At 59.8% G+C, this 25,640-nt stretch carries 13 protein-coding genes; 2 read left to right on the top strand and 11 right to left on the bottom strand.

The genetic code is table 11. The annotated features are described in order from the left end of the window. Window positions 1–24 precede the first annotated feature (24 nt). Both AC3Y2E_RS05625 and AC3Y2E_RS05620 read right to left on the bottom strand, forming a co-directional pair. A complete protein-coding gene (locus AC3Y2E_RS05625) occupies window positions 25–2,784 on the bottom strand; it encodes a HAMP domain-containing protein (protein WP_379208018.1) in 2,760 nt (919 codons plus the stop codon). Window positions 2,785–2,821: 37 nt separating this feature from the next. Then, window positions 2,822–5,995: a stalk domain-containing protein gene (locus AC3Y2E_RS05620; protein ID WP_379208319.1), complete on the bottom strand. Its 3,174-nt coding sequence runs from the start codon at window positions 5,993–5,995 to the stop codon at window positions 2,822–2,824. 267 nt (window positions 5,996–6,262) lie between these two features. Here AC3Y2E_RS05620 and AC3Y2E_RS05615 point away from each other — a divergent pair, with 267 nt between their 5' ends. Both AC3Y2E_RS05615 and AC3Y2E_RS05610 read left to right on the top strand, forming a co-directional pair. Continuing rightward, window positions 6,263–6,649, top strand: a complete 387-nt coding sequence (locus AC3Y2E_RS05615; RefSeq protein WP_190930620.1) for a DUF4280 domain-containing protein — start codon at window positions 6,263–6,265, stop codon at window positions 6,647–6,649. A 25-nt stretch (window positions 6,650–6,674) separates the two neighbouring features. After that, window positions 6,675–8,348 (top strand): MORN repeat-containing protein, encoded by a 1,674-nt coding sequence (locus AC3Y2E_RS05610; RefSeq protein ID WP_379208015.1) that lies wholly within the window; start codon window positions 6,675–6,677, stop codon window positions 8,346–8,348. A 137-nt stretch (window positions 8,349–8,485) separates the two neighbouring features. On the opposite strand, the gene AC3Y2E_RS05605 is transcribed toward AC3Y2E_RS05610, so the two are convergent. The 9 genes from AC3Y2E_RS05605 to AC3Y2E_RS05565 are packed head-to-tail and all read right to left on the bottom strand — an operon-like array spanning window position 8,486 to window position 25,633. Then, window positions 8,486–10,168, bottom strand: coding sequence for a hypothetical protein (locus AC3Y2E_RS05605; RefSeq protein ID WP_379208013.1), 1,683 nt, complete (start codon window positions 10,166–10,168; stop codon window positions 8,486–8,488). 20 nt (window positions 10,169–10,188) lie between these two features. Then, entirely contained in the window at window positions 10,189–12,294 is a 2,106-nt protein-coding gene (locus AC3Y2E_RS05600; RefSeq protein ID WP_379208011.1) for a phage tail protein, read from the bottom strand. 54 nt (window positions 12,295–12,348) lie between these two features. Beyond that, the gene (locus AC3Y2E_RS05595) at window positions 12,349–14,586 is read right to left on the bottom strand and encodes a putative baseplate assembly protein (RefSeq protein ID WP_379208009.1); all 2,238 of its coding nucleotides are present in this window, start codon (window positions 14,584–14,586) and stop codon (window positions 12,349–12,351) included. A 49-nt stretch (window positions 14,587–14,635) separates the two neighbouring features. Then, a complete protein-coding gene (locus tag AC3Y2E_RS05590; protein ID WP_379208007.1) occupies window positions 14,636–17,704 on the bottom strand; it encodes a baseplate J/gp47 family protein in 3,069 nt (1,022 codons plus the stop codon). A gap of 57 nt (window positions 17,705–17,761) precedes the next feature. Next, window positions 17,762–18,163, bottom strand: coding sequence for a GPW/gp25 family protein (locus AC3Y2E_RS05585; RefSeq protein WP_190930626.1), 402 nt, complete (start codon window positions 18,161–18,163; stop codon window positions 17,762–17,764). 52 nt (window positions 18,164–18,215) lie between these two features. Continuing rightward, window positions 18,216–18,932, bottom strand: coding sequence for a phage baseplate assembly protein V (locus AC3Y2E_RS05580; protein ID WP_190930627.1), 717 nt, complete (start codon window positions 18,930–18,932; stop codon window positions 18,216–18,218). Next, window positions 18,929–20,020, bottom strand: coding sequence for a phage late control D family protein (locus AC3Y2E_RS05575; RefSeq protein ID WP_379208004.1), 1,092 nt, complete (start codon window positions 20,018–20,020; stop codon window positions 18,929–18,931). Before AC3Y2E_RS05575 ends, AC3Y2E_RS05580 begins: the two co-directional genes overlap by 4 nt. A 3-nt stretch (window positions 20,021–20,023) precedes the next feature. Next, window positions 20,024–20,650, bottom strand: a complete 627-nt coding sequence (locus tag AC3Y2E_RS05570) for a CIS tube protein (RefSeq protein ID WP_223836914.1) — start codon at window positions 20,648–20,650, stop codon at window positions 20,024–20,026. 60 nt (window positions 20,651–20,710) lie between these two features. Then, window positions 20,711–25,633 carry a hypothetical protein gene (locus AC3Y2E_RS05565; RefSeq protein ID WP_379208001.1) on the bottom strand — a complete coding sequence of 1,641 codons (4,923 nt, stop codon included), beginning with the start codon at window positions 25,631–25,633 and terminating at the stop codon, window positions 20,711–20,713. Between the last annotated feature and the right edge of the window lie 7 nt (window positions 25,634–25,640).

The following is a 25,640-nucleotide window of genomic DNA, read 5'->3' as shown; positions in this document are numbered from 1 at the left end:
ACCTGTTCCTCCCTTTCTCCCTTGTCAGGAAACCGACAATGTTCCGTTCCAGTCTTCGGTCGTGCCTTTCTGAAAATATTCATCGCAGATGTAGAAGTACAATTGAGCTGCTTTATCCTGCCTGTTTTGCTTGATGACCATTAAAAACGCTTCCCGCGCATCGTAAAACCGGCCTACCTGGTAATACGTGACCGCTTCCTCGAACCGCGCCCTCGTCTTGTCTTTAAGCGTCCGGCTCGTATCCGGATCACCCTGATATACATCGTATAGATGCAGCGGCTCCTTCATGCCGCCCACTTGAATCAGGCCGAGATTCCGGTACTGGAAACCGGAGGCTCCGTCCAGCGACTGCACGATGCTGTCCGTGATCAGAATCGAAGCGCCCAGCGGCTCCGTCAAACGTTCCAGAATCGTGGATACGTTCACGTTGTCCGAGATGACGTTGCTTTCCAGTCTCTGCTCCTCGCCGATAATGCCGAGACGCAGCGGCCCTTTGTGCAGGCCGACTCCGATATCGACCGGACGGTAGCCCGAGTTGGCGCGGTGCGTATTGTAAAGCTCGACTTCCCGCCGCATCTCGATGGCCGCCTTCAGTGCATCGTCCGCCTGGCCGGGAAACAGCGCCATAAAGCCGGCTCCGGAATATTTGTTGATCATCCCGCTGTTATTGCGCACGTACGGCCCGAACCGCTTCAAAAACGAATTGACGAAATTGAAGTTTTGTTCCGGCGTCATCCGTTTGGACAGCATGTAAAAGCTGCGGATATTGAATATCATCGTACTCATGTTTTGTTCGACTTGATCGCCCAGTTCGACGTCCAGAATCGTATCCTTGTTCAAAAACCGCAAAAACTGCTGGGGCACGAACCGGTAATACGCCTGGCTTAACGCCTCGACCTTCCCGATATATTCGCGGATGCGCTCGGCCATCGTATTGACGCTTTCTCCGAGATCGGCGATCTCGTCGCGGGTGCGGATGTTCACCGCCGTGTCCCAGTTGCCCCGGGCGATGTCTCCGACCGTGCGGCGCAGCTTGCGCAGCGAGGACAGCTGAATGAACGTCATAAGCAACAGCACGGCCAGCAGCCCCGCCGAAATCACTACGATATTGCGGACGATCGTCTGCAGCAGCTCCCGCCGGTGAGACAGCAGCGACTCCATGTTTTTGCTCGTTTCGAAAACGCCGACGATGTTCCCCGCCGAGTTGTAGATCGGTGCGATCGCGTAGTTCCAGACGCCGGTATCGTCCTTCCAGCCTCCGGTCATGACTTTCCCTTCGGACGCCACCTTGGAGTTTTCGTCCGTCATCGGGAACGGGTTGAACATGTGCATCTCGTCGTCATCTTCCAGGATACGGTAGATCAGCCCGTTCTCCACCTTGTATACCGCCTTGTAGAAACCGCGGTTGGCGCTGTCGGAGTTGTTGTCGAACATGGTGTTAATCTTCTGGCGGAACGCATTAAACGTCTCCCCGCGATATTCGATGGGAGAGTCGATCGCCTCCAGCTTGTCGCCGTCGACCAGATTTTGCCCGTTCGCGGCGAGCAGCGACAGCTCGCGGTACGTCTCCTCATCCATCTTGGATACGAAATTGTTGAAGATCAGCGTCGACAGCAGCACCATTGCGGCCGCGACCGCCGGAATGAACACGATCGCCTGCTTGAACAGCAGCGATGTCCGTCTGTCGAGCAGATCGATATAGATCAGTCTGAACGCAAACAGAATCAGCAGCACGCCGAGCGCCGCAACCGTCCAAAACATCCACCGGTACGCCACGTATCCGGCCGAATAACGCACGTTTTGCAAGGACGGCTTCAGCGTGCCGTCCGCCGTCCGCAAGTTCATCTGCGTATCGTCCACGATGATGATGCCGCCGTCCGGGCTCAGGCTGATGTCCGTCTTCTCATACGGGATACTGATGCCGCTGGCCTCGGTTTTGGCGGTGTTGACCAGCTCCTCGATGATGTACGGCTGTGCCGGATCTAGACGGCTGATCGCCTGCGAATTGTAATCGATGAAGACGAGCCGTCCCGCCGAATCCAGCCTTAGGCTTTCCGGAAAGTTGCGCCTCGTCCGGTCAAGCCCCGGCAGCGGATAAACCATACGCGACGTTCCGTCCGCCAGCGCCTGATAAATTTCTCCGCTGCGGGCCGAATAAAAAATGCTCCCCGCGGTGACCCCGTCGATTTCGGCCAAATATTTGTTGCCGGGCAAGTTAAACGCGTATACCGCCCTAGGCTCCGCATCTCCTTCGGCGAACCGGTATTCGGTCACTTTACTCACTTCGTCGTTGAAAAAGTATAACTCGCCCTGTTTGATTTGCGGGCTCTTCAATCCGCCGATCCGGTACCGTTTGTTTTTGGGATCGTTGTAGTCCTGATTGAACAATACCCGCTCCAGCTTACCGCCCGCGTCGTACCGGACGATCTGCTCCGATTTGACCGTAAGTCCGTAAGGATCGAGCAGCGTCCTTACCGTGTACAGCCGGTTTAACTCGTCGACGGCCATATCGTTGAACCGGAACAGCTCTCCGTTTCTGCCCGCCTCGCTGTGGATCGAGTATTGCAGCGTGCCTTCCTTGTCCAGCTTGTGAATCGTCTTCTTCGAGTTGTCAATGACGTACAGATTGCCCGACTGATCGGCAATCGCCCTCGAGAGACTGACGAACGGAAGTTCGCGGTTCAGCGGATTTTGCTTAATTAGGTGCCGCTCCTGGAACACGAACATGGCCGCGGCAGCGGCAAGCAGCAGGGCAAACACCAATACCGCTACGGACTTCTTCATGGGCTTCTCCTCGTTTTCTCGTATTCCATCCACCGGTTTACTCGTGCAGCTCGATCGTGAACGCGGCGGCGTTCCAGACGACCTCAAGTCCGATCGCCTCGGCCAAAAGGCGAAGCGGGACGTACGTTCGTTCCGCGATCAGAAGCGGGGCCGTATCCAGCGCAACCGGCACGCCGTTCACATAAGCCGTCCCGCTGCCGATCGTAAGCTCGGCCGTTCCGTATTCCGTACTGACGGTAGCGGTTTGCGTATCGCCGTCCCATTCGACCGCCGCACCTAACGATTCGGATACGGCGCGAAGCGGAATGAACGCCTGGCCATCCAGCACAACCGGAGGCACGTCCAGCTTTAAGGGGATCGTGGGCGATATCAGGTTTTGCACCGGCAGCGGCAGCACGCGGCTTCCCGGCTCGCTTGCGATCTGTTCCGCGACGGCTCCGAGAGCTTGCAGCTCCGCTTCCGTATAAGTTTCGATTTGCAGCGCTTTGATCCGTTCAAGCAGCTCTGCCGTCAGCCCGCCCAGTTCCGCGGCGATCGCCGCTTGAATATCTGCAGTTGCGCCGTCCGGCGCCTGTTCCGCGGCAGTCCATTCATCGAGCAGTCCGGACAAGCCATCGATCCTCGCAAAGAGCAGCTCTTTCTCCAATTGCCGCGCCGCAGCTTCGACCGCAGACAGCGTGCGGACGGCCGATTCGAGCCGCTCCGTCTCGCCGGCCGCTTCCGCCGACTTCTTATCCGCTGCGATCGCCGACTTGGCCTTCGCAAGCACCTCGAGCCCCTCCGATATGCCGCCGGACTGATCGGCTGCAGCGGCAAGCAGTTCCACAAGCGTCTTCATCGCTCGCAGCGCTTCGTCCTTGTCCCCGGCCGCGGCGGCTGCATGCATGGCGGCTTTCGCGTCTCCCGCTTGCGCCTGGAGCATCTCGGGGCTTGGCGGCTCCGCGCCGCCTCCGCTTCCCGGTTCCGCTCCAGGCGCCGCCAGCTTGACCATGATCGCCTCGGGATTGTTGACCAGCGACATATGCCGCAGAGCTTCCGCCGTCTCGCCTTTCTTGAGCGCTTCCAGCATCGCGGATCTTGCTTTGGCGTCTTCGAGCTGGGTCGCCAGTCCTGCAAGCATATCCAGCTTGCCTCCGGCTGTGGCTGCTTCCTGCTCCGCCTCCAATTGCTTGATCTGCGCGGCGAGAACGGCGATCTCCTGATCCAGCTCGTCCGGTGTCAGGAGCGATTTCAGTTCGCCCTTACCGGGCACCTCCATCGTGACGCGGAGGGCGTCGACCTCATCCGGCGATAAAGCCGCTTTCCCTGCCGGATCATTCAGCGATTCCGCGCCGGTCACCCGGTCCATGCCGAACCAGGCTGTCCCGTCGGGGCTGTAAAACAGTCCTTGTCCGGACGGCTTCACCGTAGAAGACGCCGCCTGGTAAATTTCCTGCGTAAGCGCGTCCAGCGCCACCTTAACCGTCCCGATAATGACCGCCGCTGCGGCGGATTCGGATTCGGCTTCGCCGACAGGCGCAGACGGGGCCGGCCGGGCTGCCTCGACCCGAAATGTTCCCTGTGAAGATCCGCCTTCCAGCCTCGCTTCCCCGATCGTCTCCGTACCTGCGAACAAGACGATTTTGACCTGGGCAGGATCGGCGACATGCAGATTCAGAACACGAACCGGTTTGCCGGCCGGGGTTCTGCCGGCGATCGGCTTTCCTTTGGAATCGAACAACGCATAATCGGTAGCTTTCAGCTTTTTGTCCGGGCTCGCCGTAAATTCGCTCAGCAGCTCGCCGACCGCCGGCTTTAAAGTCCATTTGCCGGAGAAGGGCTTGTCCGGAGGCGGCTTAGCCTCTCCTAAACCGTCGTCGATCGTCTCGTAAGGGAGAATACCCGGCCGGTAAGTCCGCACCAGCGCTCCCCCGGCAGCGGCGTTCAGCTTGCCGACTGCGTTTAGGTAGGCGATCTGTGACGTCAGGAGAGCCGCTTCCGTCTGCTCGAATGCTTCTCTCGCTTCCGTCCGTTTCTCCGAAGCCGCCAGTCCGAGCCGGATCATCGACTCGGTCTTCTCTTGGGCTTCCAGCGCCGCATCGCGCGCCCGGAGCGCTTCGGCATACGATTCTTCCGCGCCTTTCGCATCCAGATACGACTGCCTGACGGCCGTTATGACGGCGCTCCTGCTCTCTTTCTCCTTCAACTCCGCCGCTTGCTGCTCCATCGTCGCGAGCGGCAAGCCGTTGCGGAGATCGTCCAGATAACGCAAGCCGTCGAATTCGCCCTGAAACAGCTGCTTCGGAATCGGGAGGACGATCCACACATACCCTTCCCAATCGCTGCGCACTTGGTCCAGCAGCGACTCGTAGCCGGCCGTAAACAGGTCCATATCGACCGGCTGACCCGCATACATCCGGTCGAACACTTTCATGCGCGCCGCACCGAATTTGGCAGCGTACAGATGACGGGTCGCGCTCAGCTTCTCGTCTGCGAGACGACGATTGTGCATATCCTGAATCAAGCCGATATTCGTCTTCAGCGCCTCCGCAATATATCCCGGCAAGGCGTTTTGCGACAGGTCCGCATACAGCGGCTCGAAGGTCATCGCAAAGGGCAGTTCCGTCCGTTCCCCGAGCTTCTCTCCGAACGCCAGCCGGGAGCCCTTGGCTACAAGCTGCGCCTGCTTATATGCCGAAGCCGCCCGGGCAAGTGCATCCTCCGCCGTTTCTTTGTCCGGCTGCTTGGCCAGCCCGTACCTCAGCCGCTGCTGGACCGATTCGAGCGCCTTCCCGGCCTCGTCCCACCGCTGCCGCGCCTTCTGCTCCGCCTGCATGTCCTGATAGACTTGCAAATACGCGCTCTCCGTCTCGAATCGCACCTCGAGCGCCTGCTGCCTCAGCTTCTCGCGCCACACTTCCAGCTGCATGCGGGCTTGCGGCACCTTCATCCGGATTTGAAGCTGCTGGCTTATATTTTTCGGCTTCGCAAACAAGCCGGCAGCTTTCTCCTCTTCGCTTTTTTGCGCGTAATGCGCCTGCTCGAGCTCCGCTTCCTTCAGCCTGACTTCGCTTCGCGCGTCGCGGAGCTGCGGGCTGCGCTTAAGCGCCAGGTCGACCGCCTCGGTCATCGTCAGCGATCTCAGCTCCGCTCCCGCCACTCCGGGAGAAACCGCCATCGGAGCGGCGATCGCGAGCAGTAGAGCCAGTCCGAGCTTCATTCGGCTTGCCATGTTCACAGTGAGGCTCTCCTTTTACTGATTGGATACATCCCGATTCACCGCTATAGTGAAAAAGTCCCTGCCGTGCTGCAACTGCGTTTTTTGGCCCCCATCCGGGCCTGACCCCGGTACTTCAAGCCGTTCCCGGAAATTTAGTTCCTCCGGAAGTCGATTCTTGTACCTGGAATATATTGCTGGCCGATGGTTTTTCTAGTACTATGAAACTAATTATATCATCTCTTCATCTATATAGGTGAACAAGATTGGAAGAATGTGATAATGGGAAACGTTGTTTGCGGAGGGGCCATGCTGCAGTGCAGCTTCGGTGCCGCCCCCAGTTCTTTAATGGTGCTGCCAGCGAATCGGGTGATCACTTCGATGCCGATCGCGAACATTATGGACAACAAACCGATGCTGAACATCTTGCCTTTCGGGATGTGCCAGTCCATGGCGAATCCGGCGGTCGCGGCCGCTACGGCGGCCAAGTTCGGAACGTTAACTCCGGTTCCGTGCGTCCCGGTCACCGCCGCGCCGTGGGCGCCCGGTTGTCCAACGGTGCAGATCGGCAATATGCCGGCGCTGAATAATACGTCCAAGTGCATGTGCAATTGGGGAGGCGTCATTCAGATCGTCCAGCCCGGTCAGATGACCATTCAAGTACCATGATATTATGCGTTAGGAAGTGAACTCGTTGGCTTTAAATACCAAGACGCTTGAAAATGTGTTCAGACCGATTTTGAATCCGCTGGTCTACAAAGTGCTGAGGCCGCTCCGGGAGGCCAAAAAGCTTCCGGGCATCCTGATCAAGAAGTTCCAGGCCGCCGTCAAAGGAATAATCGGGACGAGAGAAACGTCTCTGAAAAACTACGTAGCCGTCGGTTCTTATTACGTATCAAAACGTCTTCTCGTCGTCGCAGTCCTCATCGTACTGGTTCTCTCGTACTTCCTGTTTATTAAACCGCCCGCCCTCGTAAACAAATGGTTCAACCGGGTCCCGGTCGTTATCGAGAACAGCCCCAAAGCGATGACGGTATCCGGCCAAGCGAAAGTTGTCGACCAGGCCAAGCAGCCCCGTTATACGGGCGGCCTCGAAGGCGGTCTCTACATGGGAAGCGGCAAGCTGTACAGCGAGACGGGAAGCCTGCTGTACGAAGGCGAGTTCGACAAAGGCCTGAAGCAAGGAGGCGGCTCCTTGTACGACGGGCAAGGAAAGCTGCTCTACAAAGGCCAGTTCGCTGCCGACCAGTACAACGGTCCCGGGACGCTGTTCCAAGCCGACCGCAAGATCCGGTACACCGGCGAATTCCAGAACGGCAAGTTCGGCGGCGCGGGCAAATTGTACGCCGATAACGGCTCTTTGCTCTATGAAGGGCTGTTCCTCGAGAACATGTACCATGGAGCGGGCAAGCTGTTCGGACAGAACGGCCAGATCCGCTACGAAGGCGAATTTGCCGCCGGCGAATTCAACGGAACCGGCAAACAGTACGATGAATTAGGGCGGCTCGTCTACGAAGGAGCGTTTAAAGGCGGACGCTACTCCGGAGAAGGCGCCGAGTATAACCCGGCCACAGGCTTGGTCAAGTACAAGGGCCAGTTCGCCGCCGGAGCTTACGCCGGTTCCGGTGAGCTATCGGACGACAACGGCGTTGTCCGGCTGAAAGGAACGTTCCGGGGCGGCCTGTTGACGGGAACGGGCGAAGCGTATGACGCCGCAGGCAAACCGCTTTACAAAGGCGATTTTGTCGACGGGCTGTACGACGGTGTCGGGACGCTGCTGGATTCGGCTGGAACCCCGGTGCTGAAGTCGTTTTTCGAGCAAGGCCGGATCAGCCTCCAATCGTTTATCGGCCTGCCCAGCAAAAAGATCGAAGAGCTTCTCGGCAAGCCGGGAGAAGTCGCGCTGCTGGATCAGGTTCAGCCGCTGGACATGACCGCGGCCGGGAACGCTTCGGCTGGCACCGCCGGTACGGATCGCGCAAGCGCGGCTGCCGGCGCAGGCGCCGCAGTCTCTACGGCAGCGGCCGACACCGCCAGTCTCAAGTTCCAGCTGCATTATCCGGATTACCAGATGTCTTTTCTTGCCGCTCCCTCCAAGTCCAATCCGAAGGAAGCCGTCGTCACCGAAGTATCGGTATGGGGCAGCAAACCACTCTCGGTGCTCCAGCCGGGAATCGAGACGTTTAACGGCTCGGAGAAGACGAATGCCGAAGGCTTCACCGTGCTGGAGCTTCGCGCGTCCGCTCCTGGCGGAATGACGGTCAACCGGTATTACCGCGGCGACTACTTGTATGAGCTCACCTTCAACAAAGGCGAGAGCGCTGCGTTCCAGCTCGATATTTCGGCGATCGAACGGGCGAAGCGATAACAAGCCGCCCGTTTCTGCAAGCAAGAGGCTGTCTCCCGCGAGGGGACAGCCTCTTCACTTGTCTTATCGGACCTGCCGGTCCGCGGACGGGCCGTGGGAGCAGCCTGCTCCTACGGCTTCTTAGCCGTTCCCCCGCCTTACTCCGGCTTGTTCTCCAGGCTGACGGCCGCCTCGGACAACGTGACGATCCCCGGGTTGCCCTTCGTTTCCGCCTCGGCAGCCCCCTCGCCCTCGCCCGTTGTGCTGCGGTACGCCCACCAGCGCACTCTTACGGTCCGCGCCTCGGCTACTTGGCGAAGCTTGATGCCGATCCGGAACGTTCCCTTCTGCGGGTAAGCGACGATACCAGTCTGGATATCCGGCAGCTCGGCTTCGAATTCGCTCCCCGTAAATACGTCCGCCGCCCCGAAATAAGCGCGCTGGCCGCTGTTCAGCATATCCGATACTGCGTCGTACGTCCGTTCCTCGATATTCGTCACGATATACACATCCCCAGGGCCGTAACCGTGCTCGATTTCTTGGGATACGAAGCTTTTGACCGCCTTGCCGAACGACAGAGCCGACTTGGCAAACGGCGAAATCGGGATATCAACGAAGCCGCTGCGCAGCTCCTCCGTGCCGGACAGCGGAGCGGCCGGCTCCGTCTTCTTCGCCGCTTCCGGCGTTTCCTTATCCCGCTCGGCGCTCCGCATCGCTTCGCGAACAAGAGCCGGCGAAAGCTCAGGCATGCTGTCCGGCCCCGCCGGAACGCTCCGGTTACGTCTTGCTTCCGCCAAGGCAAGACGGTACGCCGCCGAAGGATTATAGACGAACTCGCCGAACGGAACCTGCTCCACCCGTTCGATCACATAAGTCGGTCCCATTTGCAGCAAGCCGATTTTGGCCAAATAAATACACGGATCGGACGAGGATTCCAGCGACACTTCCAGCGGCTGCTTCAGGAAATCGTCCATCAGCTGCTCTTCGACCGAGCCGTGCATAATATGGACGACTCCCGTTTCTCTGGACATCCCGTCGATCCGCTTATCACCTACGCGCAGTACGGCCGATCCGGGAATAACGCCGATCTGGGCTTTCCCGGAGCCGACAGCATCCGCACACAGCTCGATTTGAAATTCATATTCGGTCTCCTGGGCGTCCGAAGGCTCGGCAAACCGGACGGTGCTGCCGCCGGGAGCAGCGAGCCTTTCCGTAGCCAGCTCGTATTCCAGCTCGACCTTACCGGCCTGCAGCGTCTTCTCGATCCGGATCGTCGCGTGGAACGTCTGCCCCGGATTCACGTACTTCGGCGTAATCTGCAGCACCCGCACCTGGGAGCTCTGATAGAGGACGACCGTCTGTTCGGTCAGGCCGGCCATCGGCAGCGCGGACGGGTCCGGAGCCTCCTCCCGGATAAACAGCCGGTAGCTTTCCAGCATCCGGTTGTACTCGCTTACTTCATCGGAACGAACCGTCGAGTTGGCGATCGAATGGACCGGCTCCTTGCCCTTCTCGTCGTAAGAGATGCACAGGTAAACGTTTTTGGCGTATTCGTTATTCGTAAAGCCGTCCATCATCGACAGCTTCAGCGTAACCGGAGCAGGTACGACAATTTCCCGTCCGAGCGCATCGATCGCCGCCCCCATCTCAACCGATACGGATTTGTCGTCCACGGCGATCACCTGCATCCCCGTTATGACGCCGCTGCCGAACAATAGCCGGTTCATCATGCGCCGCTTATCGTTGAAATATTTTTGCTCCGATTCGAAGTCCCGGACCGTCAGAAGCTTGCCGTAAAAATACCGGTTCCTTTCGAACGGGTAATACCGCGATTTTTTCATTGGGGTCCCTTCCCTTCGGTTTATTCCAAGCCCGAGTCCAGCTCCAGGCGGGTATGGATGTCGATCCTCTTATCCCGGTCCACATCGATAAGCACCGTGCCGTGCGGCATGGACGATTGCCGGTCGAGCGTAAGCAGCGTCGGCTCCGACAGCACCGTGTTGATTCCGATGTACGTATGCATATCCGCATGCATCCACGGCTGCAGGATGACGAGTCTGCCTTCCGCGTATGCCGGCTGCTGATCCTCGATAATGTTCTCGACCATCATCCGCTGCTTGTCGCTGCGCACGCATTCCGGCGGCAGCATCACGCAAAAGCAGTACGGATTGTCGCCGTACAACCGGGTGAACATCTGCCGCAGCTCGGACGACTCCTGCATATGCTTCAGCTGGTGCTGCTCCACGATGAAAGGCTCCACTCCCGTATAAATATGCAGCATCTGCGACAAACCTTGCCTTGTTCCGCGTAATTTATACAGCTCGGGCGCCCGCTTCATCAGCGTCCGCAGCTTCGGTTCGTCCCAGCTCTCGGCGATATCAAGCGCCAGCCAGCGGCTGAGCCAGGTCAAGTACGGACCGGCGACTCCGTCCGGATCGAACGTGGAGCTGATCTTGTCGATCTTCTCTTCCATTTCCGCGAAAAACGTGCCGAACAAGGCGAGAAACCGTTCCAAAAACTTGGAACCGCCCGGATCTTCCTGATAGATGGACGGCAGGTGGACGATCGGAGACTGTCTCGGAAAATGAACGCGCAGCCTGCTGACAACCGGGGCCGTCCGTTCGCTGCCGGCGAGCTCGAGACGGTACCACAAGTACCTGCCTTTGGCGTTCATCAGCAAGGCGTCCCGCGGATTGACGATCGGCTCCGACCATAAGTGGCGCGAAGCTTTCCATTTGCGCGCCAGCGGGATGTCCGGATTGCCGAAATACTCGCTGTAATCGACGACTTCGCCTTCCAGTACGCCGTACCGCTCGTCCGTGGCAAAGCAGGAAAAGCGGATTTGCGTTTCTTCCGGAATATCGGCCAGCAGCTCGATTTTGTGCCACTCGGTCTCTTCCTCCACACTGTCCAGCTCTCCCGACACGTACCACGCTTCCGGCAATCCCGTATCCGCCAGCGTCATCGTCCGCGATTGCAGCTCGAGGAGAGTGATAACGCCCTTCTCCCGGTCGAGCGCGTAGATCCGGTTTTTGCGGTCATGGAGCAGCTTATCCGCCCGGGAGCGGTAACCGGATACTTTTGCCGTACACTCCCCGGAAGCCGCGTATTGGAAAATAAACCGCTCGTCCTCCGAAGTACCGTCGCGACTTCCGTCTCCTACATACACGGCGCCTTCGGCATCTACGGCCACCCCGGCCGGCATACCGGTCTGAACGGTCCGGATGACTGCAGGGTCTTCCCCGTACCGGCCGAACCGCGTAACCGTCTTGCGGACCGAATCGAGCAGCACCGGCTCGCCCTCGCCTGCGCTCGCGAGAGAAAACCGGCCGCACAGGTCGCGGACCGAAGCGGCGCTGTCCAGCCGCATCGTCTCGTGCTCGAATACGCGAACGACTTCCCCCGAAGAATTCCACTGCAGGACGGCGATGCGGCTCCCGGCTGGCACCTCCGCGCTGTCAGGCGCATCGCCTGCGGGATCGAGCGGAACGACCGTGTACAGATGGCGCCCTTTGTCGGCTGCCGCCGCAAGCGGATACAGTTCGGTTCCGTTCCAGCGCCGGGCCGTCCATAACAGCTGGCCGTTGGACGGCGCTACGGAGCTGATCCGGTTTTCTCCGCCGGGGTCGACAATATACAGGCAGTCTCCCTCTGCCGCGAGATAGGACCGGTTCGTAAACAGCTGGTGCCCCGGCGAAAACAACGGCTCCGTGTGGCGATTCTCGTAGTCGTGCACCCAAAGTCCCGCCCGGCTGTCGAGCACATACAGCTTGCTGCCCGGACCTACGGCGAAATCGGCCGCTTCGTCCGCACCGTCGATCTCGTACGACTGTACCGATTTGTACACCGAATATTTGTCCGTCCGCTCGATGGAAATTCCCGAGCTGCGAACGCTCATATTGGCCATCCGGCCGTTGTGCCAGTCCGCCGGTTTGTTGAATGAGAAAAACCGTGCCGCCCGCCGCATGCGGTCCCCTCCTGTCTGAAGCTTAAGCAAGCCGCTGCACTCGGCGCGCCGGTTCTACAAGTCCGACACGCCGATCAGCTCAATCTCATGCTTTCCTGAATAAACGAGCCCGTATGGAGGAAGATGGATGTCGCCCCCACCGTCCTTGCGCACCGCAGTCCCTTCGGCGTCAAGCCACAGATCCTGTACGTAGACGACACCTTTCAGCCTGCTTACCGCACCGTATATGTCACCCTTATACACCGTCCGGCCGAACCGCCAGCCTTCGCCGTCGCCATGCCCCATCGGACGGAGAAGACGTCCCAGCTCGTTTACGATAAATGCGGGGTTGTCTTTGCAGGAAGGCTCGACCACGACGACCGCGTGTACGGTGACCTGGATATACTCGGCCGGAATGACATGGAGTTCCGTCGTCAGCAGTCGGTGCCGGTCCAAGTGGCGGCGGACCGTCTCCAAAAACCCCGGGCCGGCCCGCGGCTTCTCGCTCTCGCTGTAAGGGACGACGACGACCGTCATATGCGCGGCCGCTTTCTCCCGCGGATAATCTCTCATATCCGGCTTATACAGCGGAATCGCCTTCACTCTGGCGACGCGCAGTCCCGGCGTTTCTTTGGCGATCGCCTCGTAGTCTTCAACCGTCACGGCTCTTGTCGGCCTGTTCAGCTCATGCATCACCCGAAGCTTGGCGTTCTCCAGCGTTTCCTCCTCGGTGCCGCCGGAGGCGGCTGCCGGATTCGTCACTTCGATGCCGGCCCACTCCGGATGCCGGGCGGCGAACGAATCGATCATGCTCTTCTTGACGTTCCCCCGCTGCCCGCCCCCTGAATGCAGGGCGGCAAACCGGATGTTCGGTACGCCCGACTTGGCGGGGATGGCTCCTTGCTCATTGTTGCCGAAGCGGATCAGCCCTTCGGCCCGAACGTATATGTAGTGCCGGTCCGTCGACCGGGAATGGTCAAAGTCGTCAACCTGGCTCCAGTCCTCCCACGTCAGCCGTCCCGAGACCATATCGCGGGAGGCGACCTGCAGCTGCATGCCCGGACTTCGGAACGTGCCCGAACGGGAAATGTCGAACTCCTGATCGGGCAGCCCGTTGCTCGCTCCGACCCACAGCCGGTCTTCCGCAGCCGGGTCGAAGGCGATCAGGCGAATCCGGTTCTGGCCCGCCGGCGGGACCGCTCCTTGGCGGCCGTCTCCGAAATCGATTCGGAGCGAACCGGCGGAAGGGTCCTTCGATAGGACGCAGCATTCGTCAACCGCACGGCAATTTTCCAAAGCTTCCACCGTTCTCCATTCCCGCCAGTCACCTTGATCATCCCGAACCTGCACGACGACACCCCCGGTCCAAGCCAAATACCGGGCGGTCTCGCAGCTTTGTCCGGCTTCTCCGTCCGAGTCGAAATGGACGGTCTCGCTGAAGGTCCGGACCTGTTCGGCCCGAACCGCATTGATGCACAGGCTCTCCAGCTTCGGAGAAAGCTCGTACCCTTCCCGCTCCAGGACACAGACGAGCCAGTACCGCTTCTTATCGTCCGCGGGATACATTGCTCTCGGACTCATCCGGGACGTCAGCCGGAACGTCAGTCTGCCGGACTGCGACAGACTCGCCGTCGTGTCGCCGATCGTCTGCACCGGAACCCAGCCGTCTCCGTTCTCCTCGCCCGCGTATTTCCAGGATACCGCGGCGGACGAGATCGGCGGCGGTTCATGGTCCGTACCGCCGCGCCCGACCGGCACCGGATACCGGTCCGACAGCCGTACTGACAGCTCGATGTCGGTGTCCGGCGGCAGCTCGCGGTCGAAGCCTACGAACAGCCGGCTGCCTTTGCGCGCTTCCGGCCCGAACGCATAAAAGGCGATGCCCGTCTTCAAGTTCGCCGTAAAATCGCCGGCCGCCGTATCGGTCCTCACCATCACTTTCTCGAGAACGGCGGGGATCAGCCGGAGCGCCTCAAGCGTCTCGTACGACTGATCGAACGCTTGCAGCGGCGTCCCTCCGGGAATCGTGAGCGGCTGACGCGCACCGGAAAAGGCGACCTCGCACGAGGCGGAGGCAGCCAGACGCGGCTTTACTCCAAGCAGCTTCAAAAACTTGAGCTCGCTTCTCGCCGTAATCCGGTTCAAATAATACTGCTGCATTTCCGTCATCCACGCCATCAGCTCGAGCATCGTCAGCCCCGGATCGTGGGCGTTCTCGTCCGTCCACTCGGGAAATAGTTTCGGTATCGCCTCGCGCGCTTCCCGAACCATTTGCTCGAACATGCGATCGTCCAAATTGGGCAACGGCAGCATCGTCTATCTCCTCGCTCTCCGGCCTTCAGGCCTTGATGGTCTCTCGATCCTACAAAGCATGGACCGACACTTTATGGGTTCCGCTGACGATAACGCCGTGAGGAATATGCAGGGGGCGGTTTCCGTCGATTTCAACCCGGCGGTCGTCTTCCAGCATATAAACGGACATGTACAGCTTCTCAACAAACGAGATCGAACGGATCGTCTTCAACAAAGCGTAAAATACGGACGGATGCACCGTTTGTCCGATTTCCCATCCCTGTCCGTCAAAGTTGCCGCCAAGCGGATCGAGAAACCGGTTCAGCTTCTGAACCGCCTCGAGTTCCGCCGGAAGCACATCGTCGAAATGCTCCACCGCGACTACCGCCGTAATCGAAATTTCCAGAAATACCGGGGGGACAACCCGGATATTTTCCGGCCAGGCCACCAGCGAGGAAGCGCGCTGCAGCACATACGTCTCGACCCGTTTCTTCAGCTCGGGAAATGCCGGCAATCCCGCCTGGCCTTCCTTGGGCAGCACGACCAGCGTCATCGCCCCGGGCGCTTTCTCCATCTTCGCATTCCGGTTCGCCATACATTTCACTTTGGCTATATTCGGATAAGCGTCCCGGGCCAGCCATTCGAAGTCTTCCGCTGTGACCGCCCTGCCGTGATGCTTCAACAGCTGCGGCCCGCGCCGGACGGCCGAATCCATCGTCTCCGGATCGCAGCCGCCGGCGGCCGGCTCCACGTTGGTAACGCCGCCGACGAAGGCGATCGAGTTCTGCAGAGCGGTAATCGTGCCTGCCGGCGTATTGCCTTTCCTGCCTGCCGTTACCCGGTAGGTGACCCTGACTTTCTCCAGGCCGTCCTTCGGCGGCTCCAGCCCGTGAACCCCGTCGCCGAACCGAAGCTGGCCGAACGTGCGGTCGATCGTATAGTGGCGGGATTTGGCAGTCGAGCCGGCGAAGTGGGCGACCTCTTGCCACCGGACCCAGACGCGCTGAAGCTGCCTGTCGCTGTCGCGGATCGCTTCGTACTCGGGCTCTCCCGCTTCGGCGAACGCAGCGAGGTCTTCTTCCGTAATCCGCACCGTCTCGTCGACCCATACTTCCTCGGAGACGATATTTTTCCGGCTCAGCTTGTACACGCCCTCGTCGAGCGCCCGGCTTTCCGGATATTCCGCGGCTACCGTTTCCTGCTGAACGACTCTTACCGTATTTAAAAACAACCCTTTGACCCGCGGGAAATCGTCGCTGTCGCTGATATGATCGTAGCGGTCATCCCGGTTCACGGCACGAATCCAGCAGCCCCGCTCCCCGAAAACAAGATCATCGGCAAAATCTGCAGGCCCGACGAATTGAAGCGTCCCGCTTTCGGTTAACCCTTTCGTACCGTCGATCAGCTTCAGCGGAGCCCACTGAGACCGGACTCCGGGAGCGGCCGAGCGCAAATATTCCCATTCGAGATACGGCACCGCCTCCGCCTTCATCCGCTGCGGCACGACGGCGGCGTAGATCGAGACCGGTCCGCGGACCGGAGGGCGGTCGAAGCCGAGGACGAGCGTAGGATGCTTGCCTTCCAGCGGTACGAACGGCTCAAAGCCGCCCTTCTCGGAACGGCTGTGCCGTGTCCGGTTTTCATAAACCGTATTGTTCAGCGTCAGGCACCGCTCCAGCGCGTACACCCGCTCCTCATACCGGTAGGCCAGCTTCACCTCTTCCACCCACGGGGACAGGTACACGGGGAACGGAGCGTACGCGTTTTCCATCTGAAGAATACGTCCGCGAATCCAGTAGTTGAAATGCCCGTTCACGTACACGGGAGCCAGATCGCCCGGGCACCGGAAGCCGATCCGCTTGCGGACCGCTTCGCTGCCGGGATGATAGAACAGCTTCTCCGCTTCTTTGCCTGCGTCCAGACGGACCCAGGACGAGCCGTTCCAATATTCCCAGATGACCCCGGTAATCGATACTTTCGGCGGATCGGGCTTCTCGAACTGCGATTTCTTCATGACCAATTTCCAGTCAATCGCCGGCACGTGCTCCGGTATAAACCGGTTCTCGATCGCTTTTAATGAAAACGACAGGTCGATCATCCCGTCCCTCTTGCAGAACGCTTCCCGGCTCGCCAAGTAAAAAGTGCCGTACTGGGCGAACTGGTCGCCGAAAGGATAAAACCCGGCGGGGTCCGCTTGTATATCGTTAAAAAACATAATGTCAGGATTCAGTCCGCCATGACCGGCGCTGTCCTCGTAGTCCGTTTTCACCGCAATCCGGTCGAGCGACAATCCGCTCTCCGCCAGCGACTTCTTGCCGGGCTCATGGGGCTGCAGACGGCACTGAATCCAGCGTCCCTGCGTACCGTTCACTTCAACCTCGGCAATTTCGCCCGGAGTCGACTTGGTCAGCACGATCCGGTTGCCCGCACCCCACACCGCATCGAACGGAAGCCAGCCGTCCTTGGACGAATACAGCCACTGCACCCATTCCGGCCGGGTCAGCTGGCTGCACATCTGAACCTCGTCCCTCCGGGCCGAATTGCCGATCTCCACTTCGATTCTAGCCGTCTCGAATACCGTGAACATATCGTCATGGGACAAATACATCGCATGCGCCTGCAAGTTGTCCCTGCCCCCGATCACAAAAAGCGGGGTTGACGCAGCCTGCCCCCTCTCCGGATCGGTTAGCAGCTCTTCCGGGACCCTGACGATCGAATCGTGTTTTTTACTCGACAAAAAGGCGGCGTGCCAGCGGGCCGGCGTCAAGAAGACGGACCTTTCCGTCTCAAACGGAACTTCTCCGTCCGCTCCGGCCGCATGAATCCGCGTCCCGGCTTGGATCAGCACCGGCTCCTTCGTGCCTTCATTCAGCGTGAACGCCGCATAACTGACGGACGGGCGCGCAGGCAGAAGCGATACGTCGAACAAGTTCAAAAAGGCGACTAAGTTTTTGGCAGGCACCCGGTTGAGCCTTTTGACGTTTTCGTGGTACATGTCCGCAAACAGGGCGAACAGGGCGGCACCGGGATCCGGATCTTCCGGCGTAAACCGCCATTCGGGCGTGTAAAACGGCGCCAGTTCTTTCATTCGGGCGAATAAATCCGCCATCGTGCGGGGATCAAGCTGCGGAGGATTCACGATTCCACCCCCTCGCCGTATGTAGGTTGGACATTGCGGCCGGTTCCTTCTTTCCGTTTAGTGCGTGCCTTCGAATAAATAGAACGGATATACCTGATTGAACAAATTGTTGGTCGTGCGGACCGTGTACTGAATCCGGACGTGGACCTTGCCCAGCATCTCCCGGTCGGGCGTCGCCGTTACTTCCACTTCGTCCACCCTCGGCTCCCAGATCCGGATCGCCTCCCGCACATTGCCTTCCAGCAGCGCAAGCGTCGTATCGTCGGTCGGTCCGAAGGCGAATTCCGCAACTTCGCAGCCGAAGTCCGGGCGCATTACCCTCTCTCCCCGCGTAGTGCCGAGTATGATCCGGATCGATTCGTATATATCTTCCTCGTATTCGGACATCCGGATTTTCCCCGTGGCCGGATCGACCTGAATCGGGAATTTCCAGCCGCGTCCCAAAAACTCGTTTGACATCGTAATCGCGCGCTCCTTCCTCTGCGCAGCTTTCCGCCACCGGCACGCCGGATCAGTTGATTTTGACCATCGTCCCTTTAATATTGATCATTCCGTCCGACTTGATATCGAGCGCGGCCCCCGACTTGATCGTCATCGTAGCGGAAGCTTCGATATTGACCTGCGTGGATTTGATGTTGATCTCTTTAGCGCTTTCGATCTTCACGCTGCCCTTGGCATCGATCTTGATTACCGTGGAACTGCTGGATATCGTAATTTCGTTGGCCGAGCCGCCCTGGATCGATATTTGGTTGTTGCCGCTGCTGTCGGCGATCGTCAGCGAATCGTCCTTGTCTGCGAAAACGGCGGTTTGCCCTTTTTTCGTTTTGATTGTAATCGTTTCTTCGCCGGCTTTATCGGTAAATAAAATCTGGTTGCCGGAGCGGGATACGATTTTCCGCTCGTCGTTTTTGTCCGCAGGAGAAGGCGGCGCCTGCTTGCTGTTCCACAACGTGCCGATAACGATCGGATAGCGGATCTGGCCGAGATGAAAGGCGACCAGCACTTCGTCTCCGACCTCCGGGATGAACAGGCTGCCCATCTCCTTACCCGCCATCATCGTCGCGATCCGCGCCCAGCCGGTCTCGGCCTTCTCGTCGTGAAGCGGCAGGTGGAGCTTGACCCGGCCCAGCTTGTCCGGATCGTTATTGTTCGTTACGATGCCGATCATGACGCCGTCGATACGCGTATTCAGAACGTTCGGCGACAGTTCTGCGGGAAAATTCATCATACGGCGTTCCCTCCCAACTGGAATCGCGTCACATAGCCGTCATCGTCGAGAACGTGGCTGGCGGAAGTGATGTAATACGTCTGATTGTACGTATCGCCCACGCCGCTCAGCTTCAAGTACCGTCCGGCCCGTATCTCCGGAATGCCGATGCACTCGGCGTGTCCCGTCACCAGCTTCATCGAGCGGTGATTGAGGTAAGCGTCCGCGTAGTTTTTCGCCTCGTCGTTCGAGCTGGCGTTCATATATAACGTTTCCGTATAGTCCCCGATCTTGGAGAGCACGTCTTTACCGGTTTTCGAATTGCTGCCCAGCTTCGTGATCGATCCGGCTTCGCTCTGGACGACCTTCTGCTCCTTATCGTCCCAGAACCGGATCTTCACCCCGGTCAGCTGTTCGGCCAAATTGTGCTCGATCGATAACGCGCGCAGTTCTTTGCCCAGCGCCAGCGTCGTCACCGGCGTCATCTGGGTGAGCGGCTTGCGAAAATAGAGATGTTTGCCGACCACGAAAAAGTCGTAGTTGAGCAGCCCGGCCAAATGCTGGATATAATGAAAGTCGTCCATCATATTTTGCGAGATCGTCGGCAGCTGTATCGTCGTATCGTCAACATGCGCCGTAGCTTTATGCCTTGAAGCGATTTCTTTGACCACATCGCTGTATTTTTTGTCGTTCCAGGTTTGCATCCGGGTCCCCTTCATCATGAAGAAGCTTAAATCCATCCCTCTGACGTTCACAACGCCGCCGTCGTTCTCCATAAATTCCACGGTGACGGAGGTAATATATCCGCTGAATACGAGCTCGAGCTTATCCAGGTAACCGAGCGAGATGTCGATGGAAGCGCCGAGTTGGAATACGTTCAGCCACTTCCAGTTGCCGGAATCCCATTCATACGCATTCGTGACGCGGATCAGGAACGAATCCGCAGTCGCTTCCGTCGTCGTTTCGACGCGGACCATGGCGAGCGGAATACTGTCGTCGATTTTGCTTCCGTTTACTTTGACGACTGCGGCCGGAGCGAAAAATTGAGCGTACTTCTTTTCCAGACTGGCGAACGGGTACGAGTCGGTTTCCAGCTTTAATTCCGCCATCGCTCAGTCCAGCCTCGGAACGGTAATTCGTCTTCCGGTTTGCAGCCTGGCCGGATTGTCGATCCGGTTCGCCTTGGCGATCTCCCGCCACATCCCGGGGTCTTTGTACTCATGGGCGGCGATCATCCACAGCTCCTCGCCCTGGCTCAGCATCTTTTGTTTCGTCCGGTCGGACGAATGCCGAGGGATATGCTGCAGCTGCTCCTCCTTCGTATACCAGGAACGGAACGTAACTTTCAGCTTCGCGCGCACCGGTATGCCCGAATCGAGAAACATCGTGAACGAATGCGCCACTTTTTCGACGACGCCTTTGAAATCGACGGAACCCCATACGAACCGGCACACGGGAGGAGCGTGAAGCTCTCTTTCCACATCGAGCAAGCCCGTAATCTTTTTGGTGTAATCCCGCACGTCCGTTCCTTTTTCATATGTATCGAAAAATAAATCCATCGTGAGCGTCGTCGTATTGCCGCTGACGAACTGCCCCACCGGCATCGACAGCCCGGGAACCCGTTCCCATTTGTAATGATTGCTCGCATCCATCGCGTATTCGCTTGGGTTAAACAACACCTCGATATTTTCTTTGCTGTTGCCCCGGTCAACGATGATCATCGCTTTTTTGAGCGCCAATCGGTTTCACTGCCTTTCCTGTTAGTCCGGCGAATCCAGACGTGCTTCGTCCCCTGTCCACTATAACCCGCGCGTCTGCCTGTCAAAGCGGATTTTTTTCTCGATCTCGCGGTAGACGCGGTCGGCGATTTTTTTGATATCGAACTGCGGCAGCTTCTTCACCATTTCCTGAAGCTCGCCCAAGTCGAGCGCCGGAGCCGCTTCTTCGCGGGCGGTCTCCGCAGCCGGCGGCGCGGCTGTCTGGGGCGTCCGGCGGTAATCCAGCTCGGCCGGATCTTCGGCCCATGAGCTGGCCGGCGGCTCCGCTGCAGCGGCTTCCAGCTTGTGCTCCAGCGGAGCCGCAACCCGCGCAAGCGCCGACTCGCGCCCGGTCGGCGGGAGTGCAGCTGCCGGCACCTGCTGCGAAGCCGCGGCCGGGAGCGGGCGATTCAACCGGATCGGCTCCCATAAGGGCGAGGCGGCTCCGGATGATCCCATCCCGCGAAGTCCGACCGTTCCTGCCGGACCGCTCGCAGCGGGGCTCTGTCCTGTGCCGGACCGTTGTTCCGCGGCTCCCGGACTTGTCCGTTTCGTTAGTTCCCCCGCCAGCGGTCCGCCAAGGCCGTTGATAACCGGTCTCGTTTGATACGCGCCCGAGGCGGGGCGGTACGTCAGCCGGTCGCTGCGGATGATCGTGAGCTTGTCAGGTCCGCGCGATGCGGGTTGACGACCCGGAACCGCCGCAACAGCCGCATTCGTCTGCCTCCCGGCGACGGCACTTATTCCCGGAAGACCCGGCAATCGCGCGGGTCGGTATATATTCGTTCGGGAGCTGAATTGGTTAAAGCTGCGATAGACGGTCAAATTTGTGCCGCCTTGCGAAAGGGCGGACCGGAAAGGCCCGACCAAGCTCCCCGGAGCAGCGAGACGGATCGGAACTGCGGCTGCGAAACCGGCAGTTTCGCTTGTACGCGCTCCGCCTGCAGACGGCTCCGCACCGGAGGCCGCGTATCGGGATAACGGGCTCCCCGCGCTTGTCCTGTTCGGCGGTTCTCCGGGATATCGGCTCGCAGCCGGTTCCGCTTTATCCTTGTGCGCGAGTCGGACGGCTGCCGTTTGTCTCTCGGACAACCCGGGTGAATCAGCAACGAGGGAAGACGCATGTGCAGGCTGAATCCCCTTGGGCCGCAGCGGTTGAGCGTTCTCTCCCGCTTCCTGCAGCGTCGTCATCGGTCGGCTGACCGCCATCGCAGCACTTCGTCCGTTCCGTCGATGGGCGGTCAGCGGATCCTCTGCGGTTCCGCCGCTTGCACCCGGCTTCCTGTGAAGCCATATCGACGGCGTCTCCGCCTGGAGCCGCCATCCGCTGCCGGATGCGGAACCGATCGGCCGCGGCCCTTCGTGATTCGTCCACCTATCCGCCGGTGTCACCCGGCCGGACCGGTTTGCCTCGCGGCTCGCCTGATCGGCGTTCCCGCCTATTGGCGAGCGGGCCGGGCCGCCGCGAATCGCCGCGAAACCTCGCCGATTGGCCAGTAACGTCCTGTCATCTGCCAGCAGCGACAACGAGCGGGCCGCAGGCCGCATCCCTCCGGCTGCGTGTAATGGCTCTTTTCCGGATACGCCCTCTGACTTGGAGAGCGTCGGAAGCGGCGGCATGGCAGAACCAGTTCTGAGAATAGTCGGGTCAGCGGAAAGAGACGGTTTGCGTGTGCGCTGCTGCAATCGCCGCTCTTCCGGGATGCTGTTCGTATGTACATCGTTCCAAAGATCATCCGGGCGTATATGTGGAGCTTCAGATCTTGTCCCGGCATTTTTGATGGACCGGTCCGGCCCGAGCAGGGAACCGATTTTCCGGTTCAGCCCGTGTGACAGGCTGGAGACGGAAAGCGGTCCGCGCCCCGTTCCCGCATCATCATGCGGCTCGTCCATCCGGACAGTCTTGAGTGGGCTGCCTGCAGCGGGACTGCCGGATCGGAGCCCCGCTGCAGGGTATTCCGGACGGCTGCCGTCTTTCCGCATCCGGCCTGTCCGCAGCTGATTCCGGTCTGCCGCCGGGTTACCCGTCGGCAGCGGACCGATCGTCCGACTGGCTCGCCGGCCATCCGTGCTCATTCGCGGAATCGCGTATGCCGGAGAACGGTCTGCTAGATGGCGCATGGCGTAGGTTCGCTGGATCGCGCCCCGCTCCGCGATCCTGCCCAACATCGCAGCCAGCCTGCGTTCCGGCGTTCCGGCGATCGACGGCATAGATTGCGCGGCCGGCGGTGATAACGCGAGCCGGATATCGGCGGCAGCGGAACGGGTGCCGGATAATTCAGGTTTCCCGGTTTTGTCTTTCGTGCCGGCTGATCTCCGGCTCCGGCCGCGGTCGGTCGAAGCGTCTTTAGACATAGCCATGCGGAGATCCGCTCCGGCCAGCGGGTCGGGCAACATATCCGGCCGCGATCCCTGGTCAGGGGCCGTCTCGTCTGCCGAACGGCGCAAGGCGCGGGTCAGCTTATATCCGTTTCGCTCCGCCACGTGGCCGAGCATCGCAGTCATCTCCCGCTCCAGCGACCCGGGAGGCTGTGTAATGAGGCTTGCAGCCTGCCGATCTGCCGCAAGCGGCAGATCGGCAGCACTGGAGCGCGGGCTGCTGCCTGCTGCTGCTCCGGCTTTATAGGCCGGTACGGCTGTGTCCCTGTCCGATTCGCGACCGGTTGGTGCTAGTTTGGTTTTAACCAAGCGGAGGTCCGCTCCTCCGGCCGACAAGCCGGATAAAGGCCGCCGCGCAGAATCATGCGCCCTCGCGTCTGCCGAACGACGCAAAACGTCGGTTGGCTTGAATCCGCTCCGCCCGGCCGGGCGGCCCAACATCTCTGTCGGACTGCGGCCCCGCGTTCCCGCATCGGTCATCGACGTGCCCCTTGCAGTTACCGTCCATTCCGGAAGCCGGATATCGGCGGAGCCGGCAGGGGATACGCTTCGTTCAACCGCAACCGCACCTTTTGCGCTTTTATTCAAGCCTGCTGCGGAATCGGCCGTTTGTCGTCTACCCTTCGGTTTCTCGCTATAGAGCTCATGTGCCCCCTCGGTTGCAAGAGTCGAATTGCTCTTGTATATACGCTGTATAAAAATCGGAACTGGACGCAGCTGTTCCGGGCTGTATGGCTGCCCCGTCAAGATATGCCGATTTGCCTTCCAGGTCTCATTGGCGAAATCCGAAGCGGGTATTGGAACAAATAACCGGTCTGCCGGGCGGTTGTCCCGCGCCCTGTTCCCGGCCTTCGTCCCGCCATCGTGGTCAGCAACTTGTACGTTTATGGCCGTGTACGGCGGTCCCGGACGATCGGAGCGAACGGAAACCGTGCGGTTCACGACCGAGGAACGTGCCGTACTCCTGTTATTCCCCATCGCCTTGACCGGATTGGGAAACAGGCTTACTGGATCGGCCGGCGTTTTTCTTAAAATACCGGGAGCAGGTTGTGCAGCCCTTCTGCCCCCGTCCCTCCCCTGCCGATCCGGGAGCTCAGCGGTCGCCGGGACGCCTCTCGCCAGGGCCTGCCGCAAATGGCCGGCCATAACGGCTGCTCGCCGGCTTATCCGCCAAGCGAAACGATGCGGATCGGCCTGTCGACCGTGCCTGTGCGCGGCGGCGGTATCGCCGTCCGGATCAGGCCATGGCCGGCCGCTGAGCATGAGGCCCCTCCCGCCGACAGGCGGGTTCGTTGCGTTACTCGCAACATCGGGCTTGTTAGCGGCGGTCCGCCTGATAACGGCACCGGAGCGCACAAGCGCTTGTACCGGATTCGATACGGGTACAGCGTGTTTATATGGAAGACGGACCGGCTCCGGACCGGGCGACTCTGCAAGCGATACGAACGCGGCTGTCGAAACGCCGCGTCGAATCGTCTGTCGTTGTCCGCTCACGGAGAATCCTCTATTATGGTCGTTGTTTAAGCGGACGGGCGGTGAAGCGGGCCCGTCGGAGTAGCCGGTTCGCCCAGTGGCGATTGCCGGATACGTCCCGTTTTCGTTTGGGAAACTGGGTTTGGCCGGCCGTGTGATCGGACCGGCAGTCATATTGCGATTCGGCCATCTCCGAACAAGCAGAGATGCCGGCTCGCCGCTTTGCAAGCCTATACCGTATCTTCCTGCCGGAAAAACGGCGGGTGAAGCGGTTGTGCGGGCCAAGCTGCCGACATTAGGCAGCGGTTGTCCTCCCAAACGGTGATGGAGAGGAACCGTCCAAGGCTTCAATCGGATTACGCCTTTACCCGTACTTCCGGGAGCAGCCGGACCGGGTCCGTCTGTCTCTTTAATTTGCTTGCCGCCTTTTCGTCTGCGCTTCGCGGCTCCTGCTGCACTTTGGGCAGGTACGGCCGGTTCCGCCGAATCCGCGAATTCCATAGGAGGTTCGGCGTCTTGAGCTTTTTTCTTTCGTCCGCCCGGGCTTTTCCTCCGGGTCCCCTTTGCAGCCGGGGCGTCTTCCCCCGTCTGGACGGGTTCGGCTTTCGCCGGAGCGCGGGTTGATTCATGTACAGTGGAAGCTGCACGGGTTGCGGGATAAGCATGCTCGGACGGCTGCCCGGAAACGTCCGGCCGGGGCTTGCCCCGATTCTGCGCATCCTGCCGCTCTGCCATGGGCGTCGTTACGTCGCGGACTCGTTCGTCCCGCAGCATGATCGTCGCCGTCAAGGCGCTCCGTTCCTTCGGCTCCGCCGGCATGGCTGCCTGCAGCAGCTGCAGACGGGTCAGCCATTGCACCGTCATCGGATCGCTGCGTCTGGAACCGCCCATGATATGCTGCACCAGCTCGCGCTGATGCTTGAAGACCAGCGACAGCCGGCCGATATAGTCGTCTTGATTAAATCCGTACTTGCCGGCGATACCGGACGCGAAACGGTTCGTTTCGAGAGCGGACCGCGTTATCGAGGTGCGGCCGGGCGATAGGGACGCTCTCCGCGAGCCGGCCGCCAGCCGGGCTCGGGATCGGGCGTTATTCGGTTGTAGCGGAGCCATATCGAAT

The organism is Paenibacillus sp. MAH-35, from assembly GCF_058135425.1.
This window is presented reverse-complemented; position numbering and strand designations above follow the sequence as displayed.

Bases quoted from the DNA above. Each gene is read 5' to 3' on its own strand.
- AC3Y2E_RS05625 (WP_379208018.1), bottom strand. From the start codon at position 2,784: ATGAAGAAGTCCGTAGCGGTATTGGTGTTTGCCCTGCTGCTTGCCGCT.
- AC3Y2E_RS05620 (WP_379208319.1), bottom strand. From the start codon at position 5,995: ATGGCAAGCCGAATGAAGCTCGGACTGGCTCTACTGCTCGCGATCGCC.
- AC3Y2E_RS05615 (WP_190930620.1), top strand. From the start codon at position 6,263: ATGGGAAACGTTGTTTGCGGAGGGGCCATGCTGCAGTGCAGCTTCGGT.
- AC3Y2E_RS05605 (WP_379208013.1), bottom strand. From the start codon at position 10,168: ATGAAAAAATCGCGGTATTACCCGTTCGAAAGGAACCGGTATTTTTAC.
- AC3Y2E_RS05600 (WP_379208011.1), bottom strand. From the start codon at position 12,294: ATGCGGCGGGCGGCACGGTTTTTCTCATTCAACAAACCGGCGGACTGG.
- AC3Y2E_RS05595 (WP_379208009.1), bottom strand. From the start codon at position 14,586: ATGCTGCCGTTGCCCAATTTGGACGATCGCATGTTCGAGCAAATGGTT.
- AC3Y2E_RS05585 (WP_190930626.1), bottom strand. From the start codon at position 18,163: ATGTCAAACGAGTTTTTGGGACGCGGCTGGAAATTCCCGATTCAGGTC.
- AC3Y2E_RS05580 (WP_190930627.1), bottom strand. From the start codon at position 18,932: ATGATGAATTTTCCCGCAGAACTGTCGCCGAACGTTCTGAATACGCGT.
- AC3Y2E_RS05575 (WP_379208004.1), bottom strand. From the start codon at position 20,020: ATGGCGGAATTAAAGCTGGAAACCGACTCGTACCCGTTCGCCAGTCTG.
- AC3Y2E_RS05565 (WP_379208001.1), bottom strand. From the start codon at position 25,633: ATGGCTCCGCTACAACCGAATAACGCCCGATCCCGAGCCCGGCTGGCG.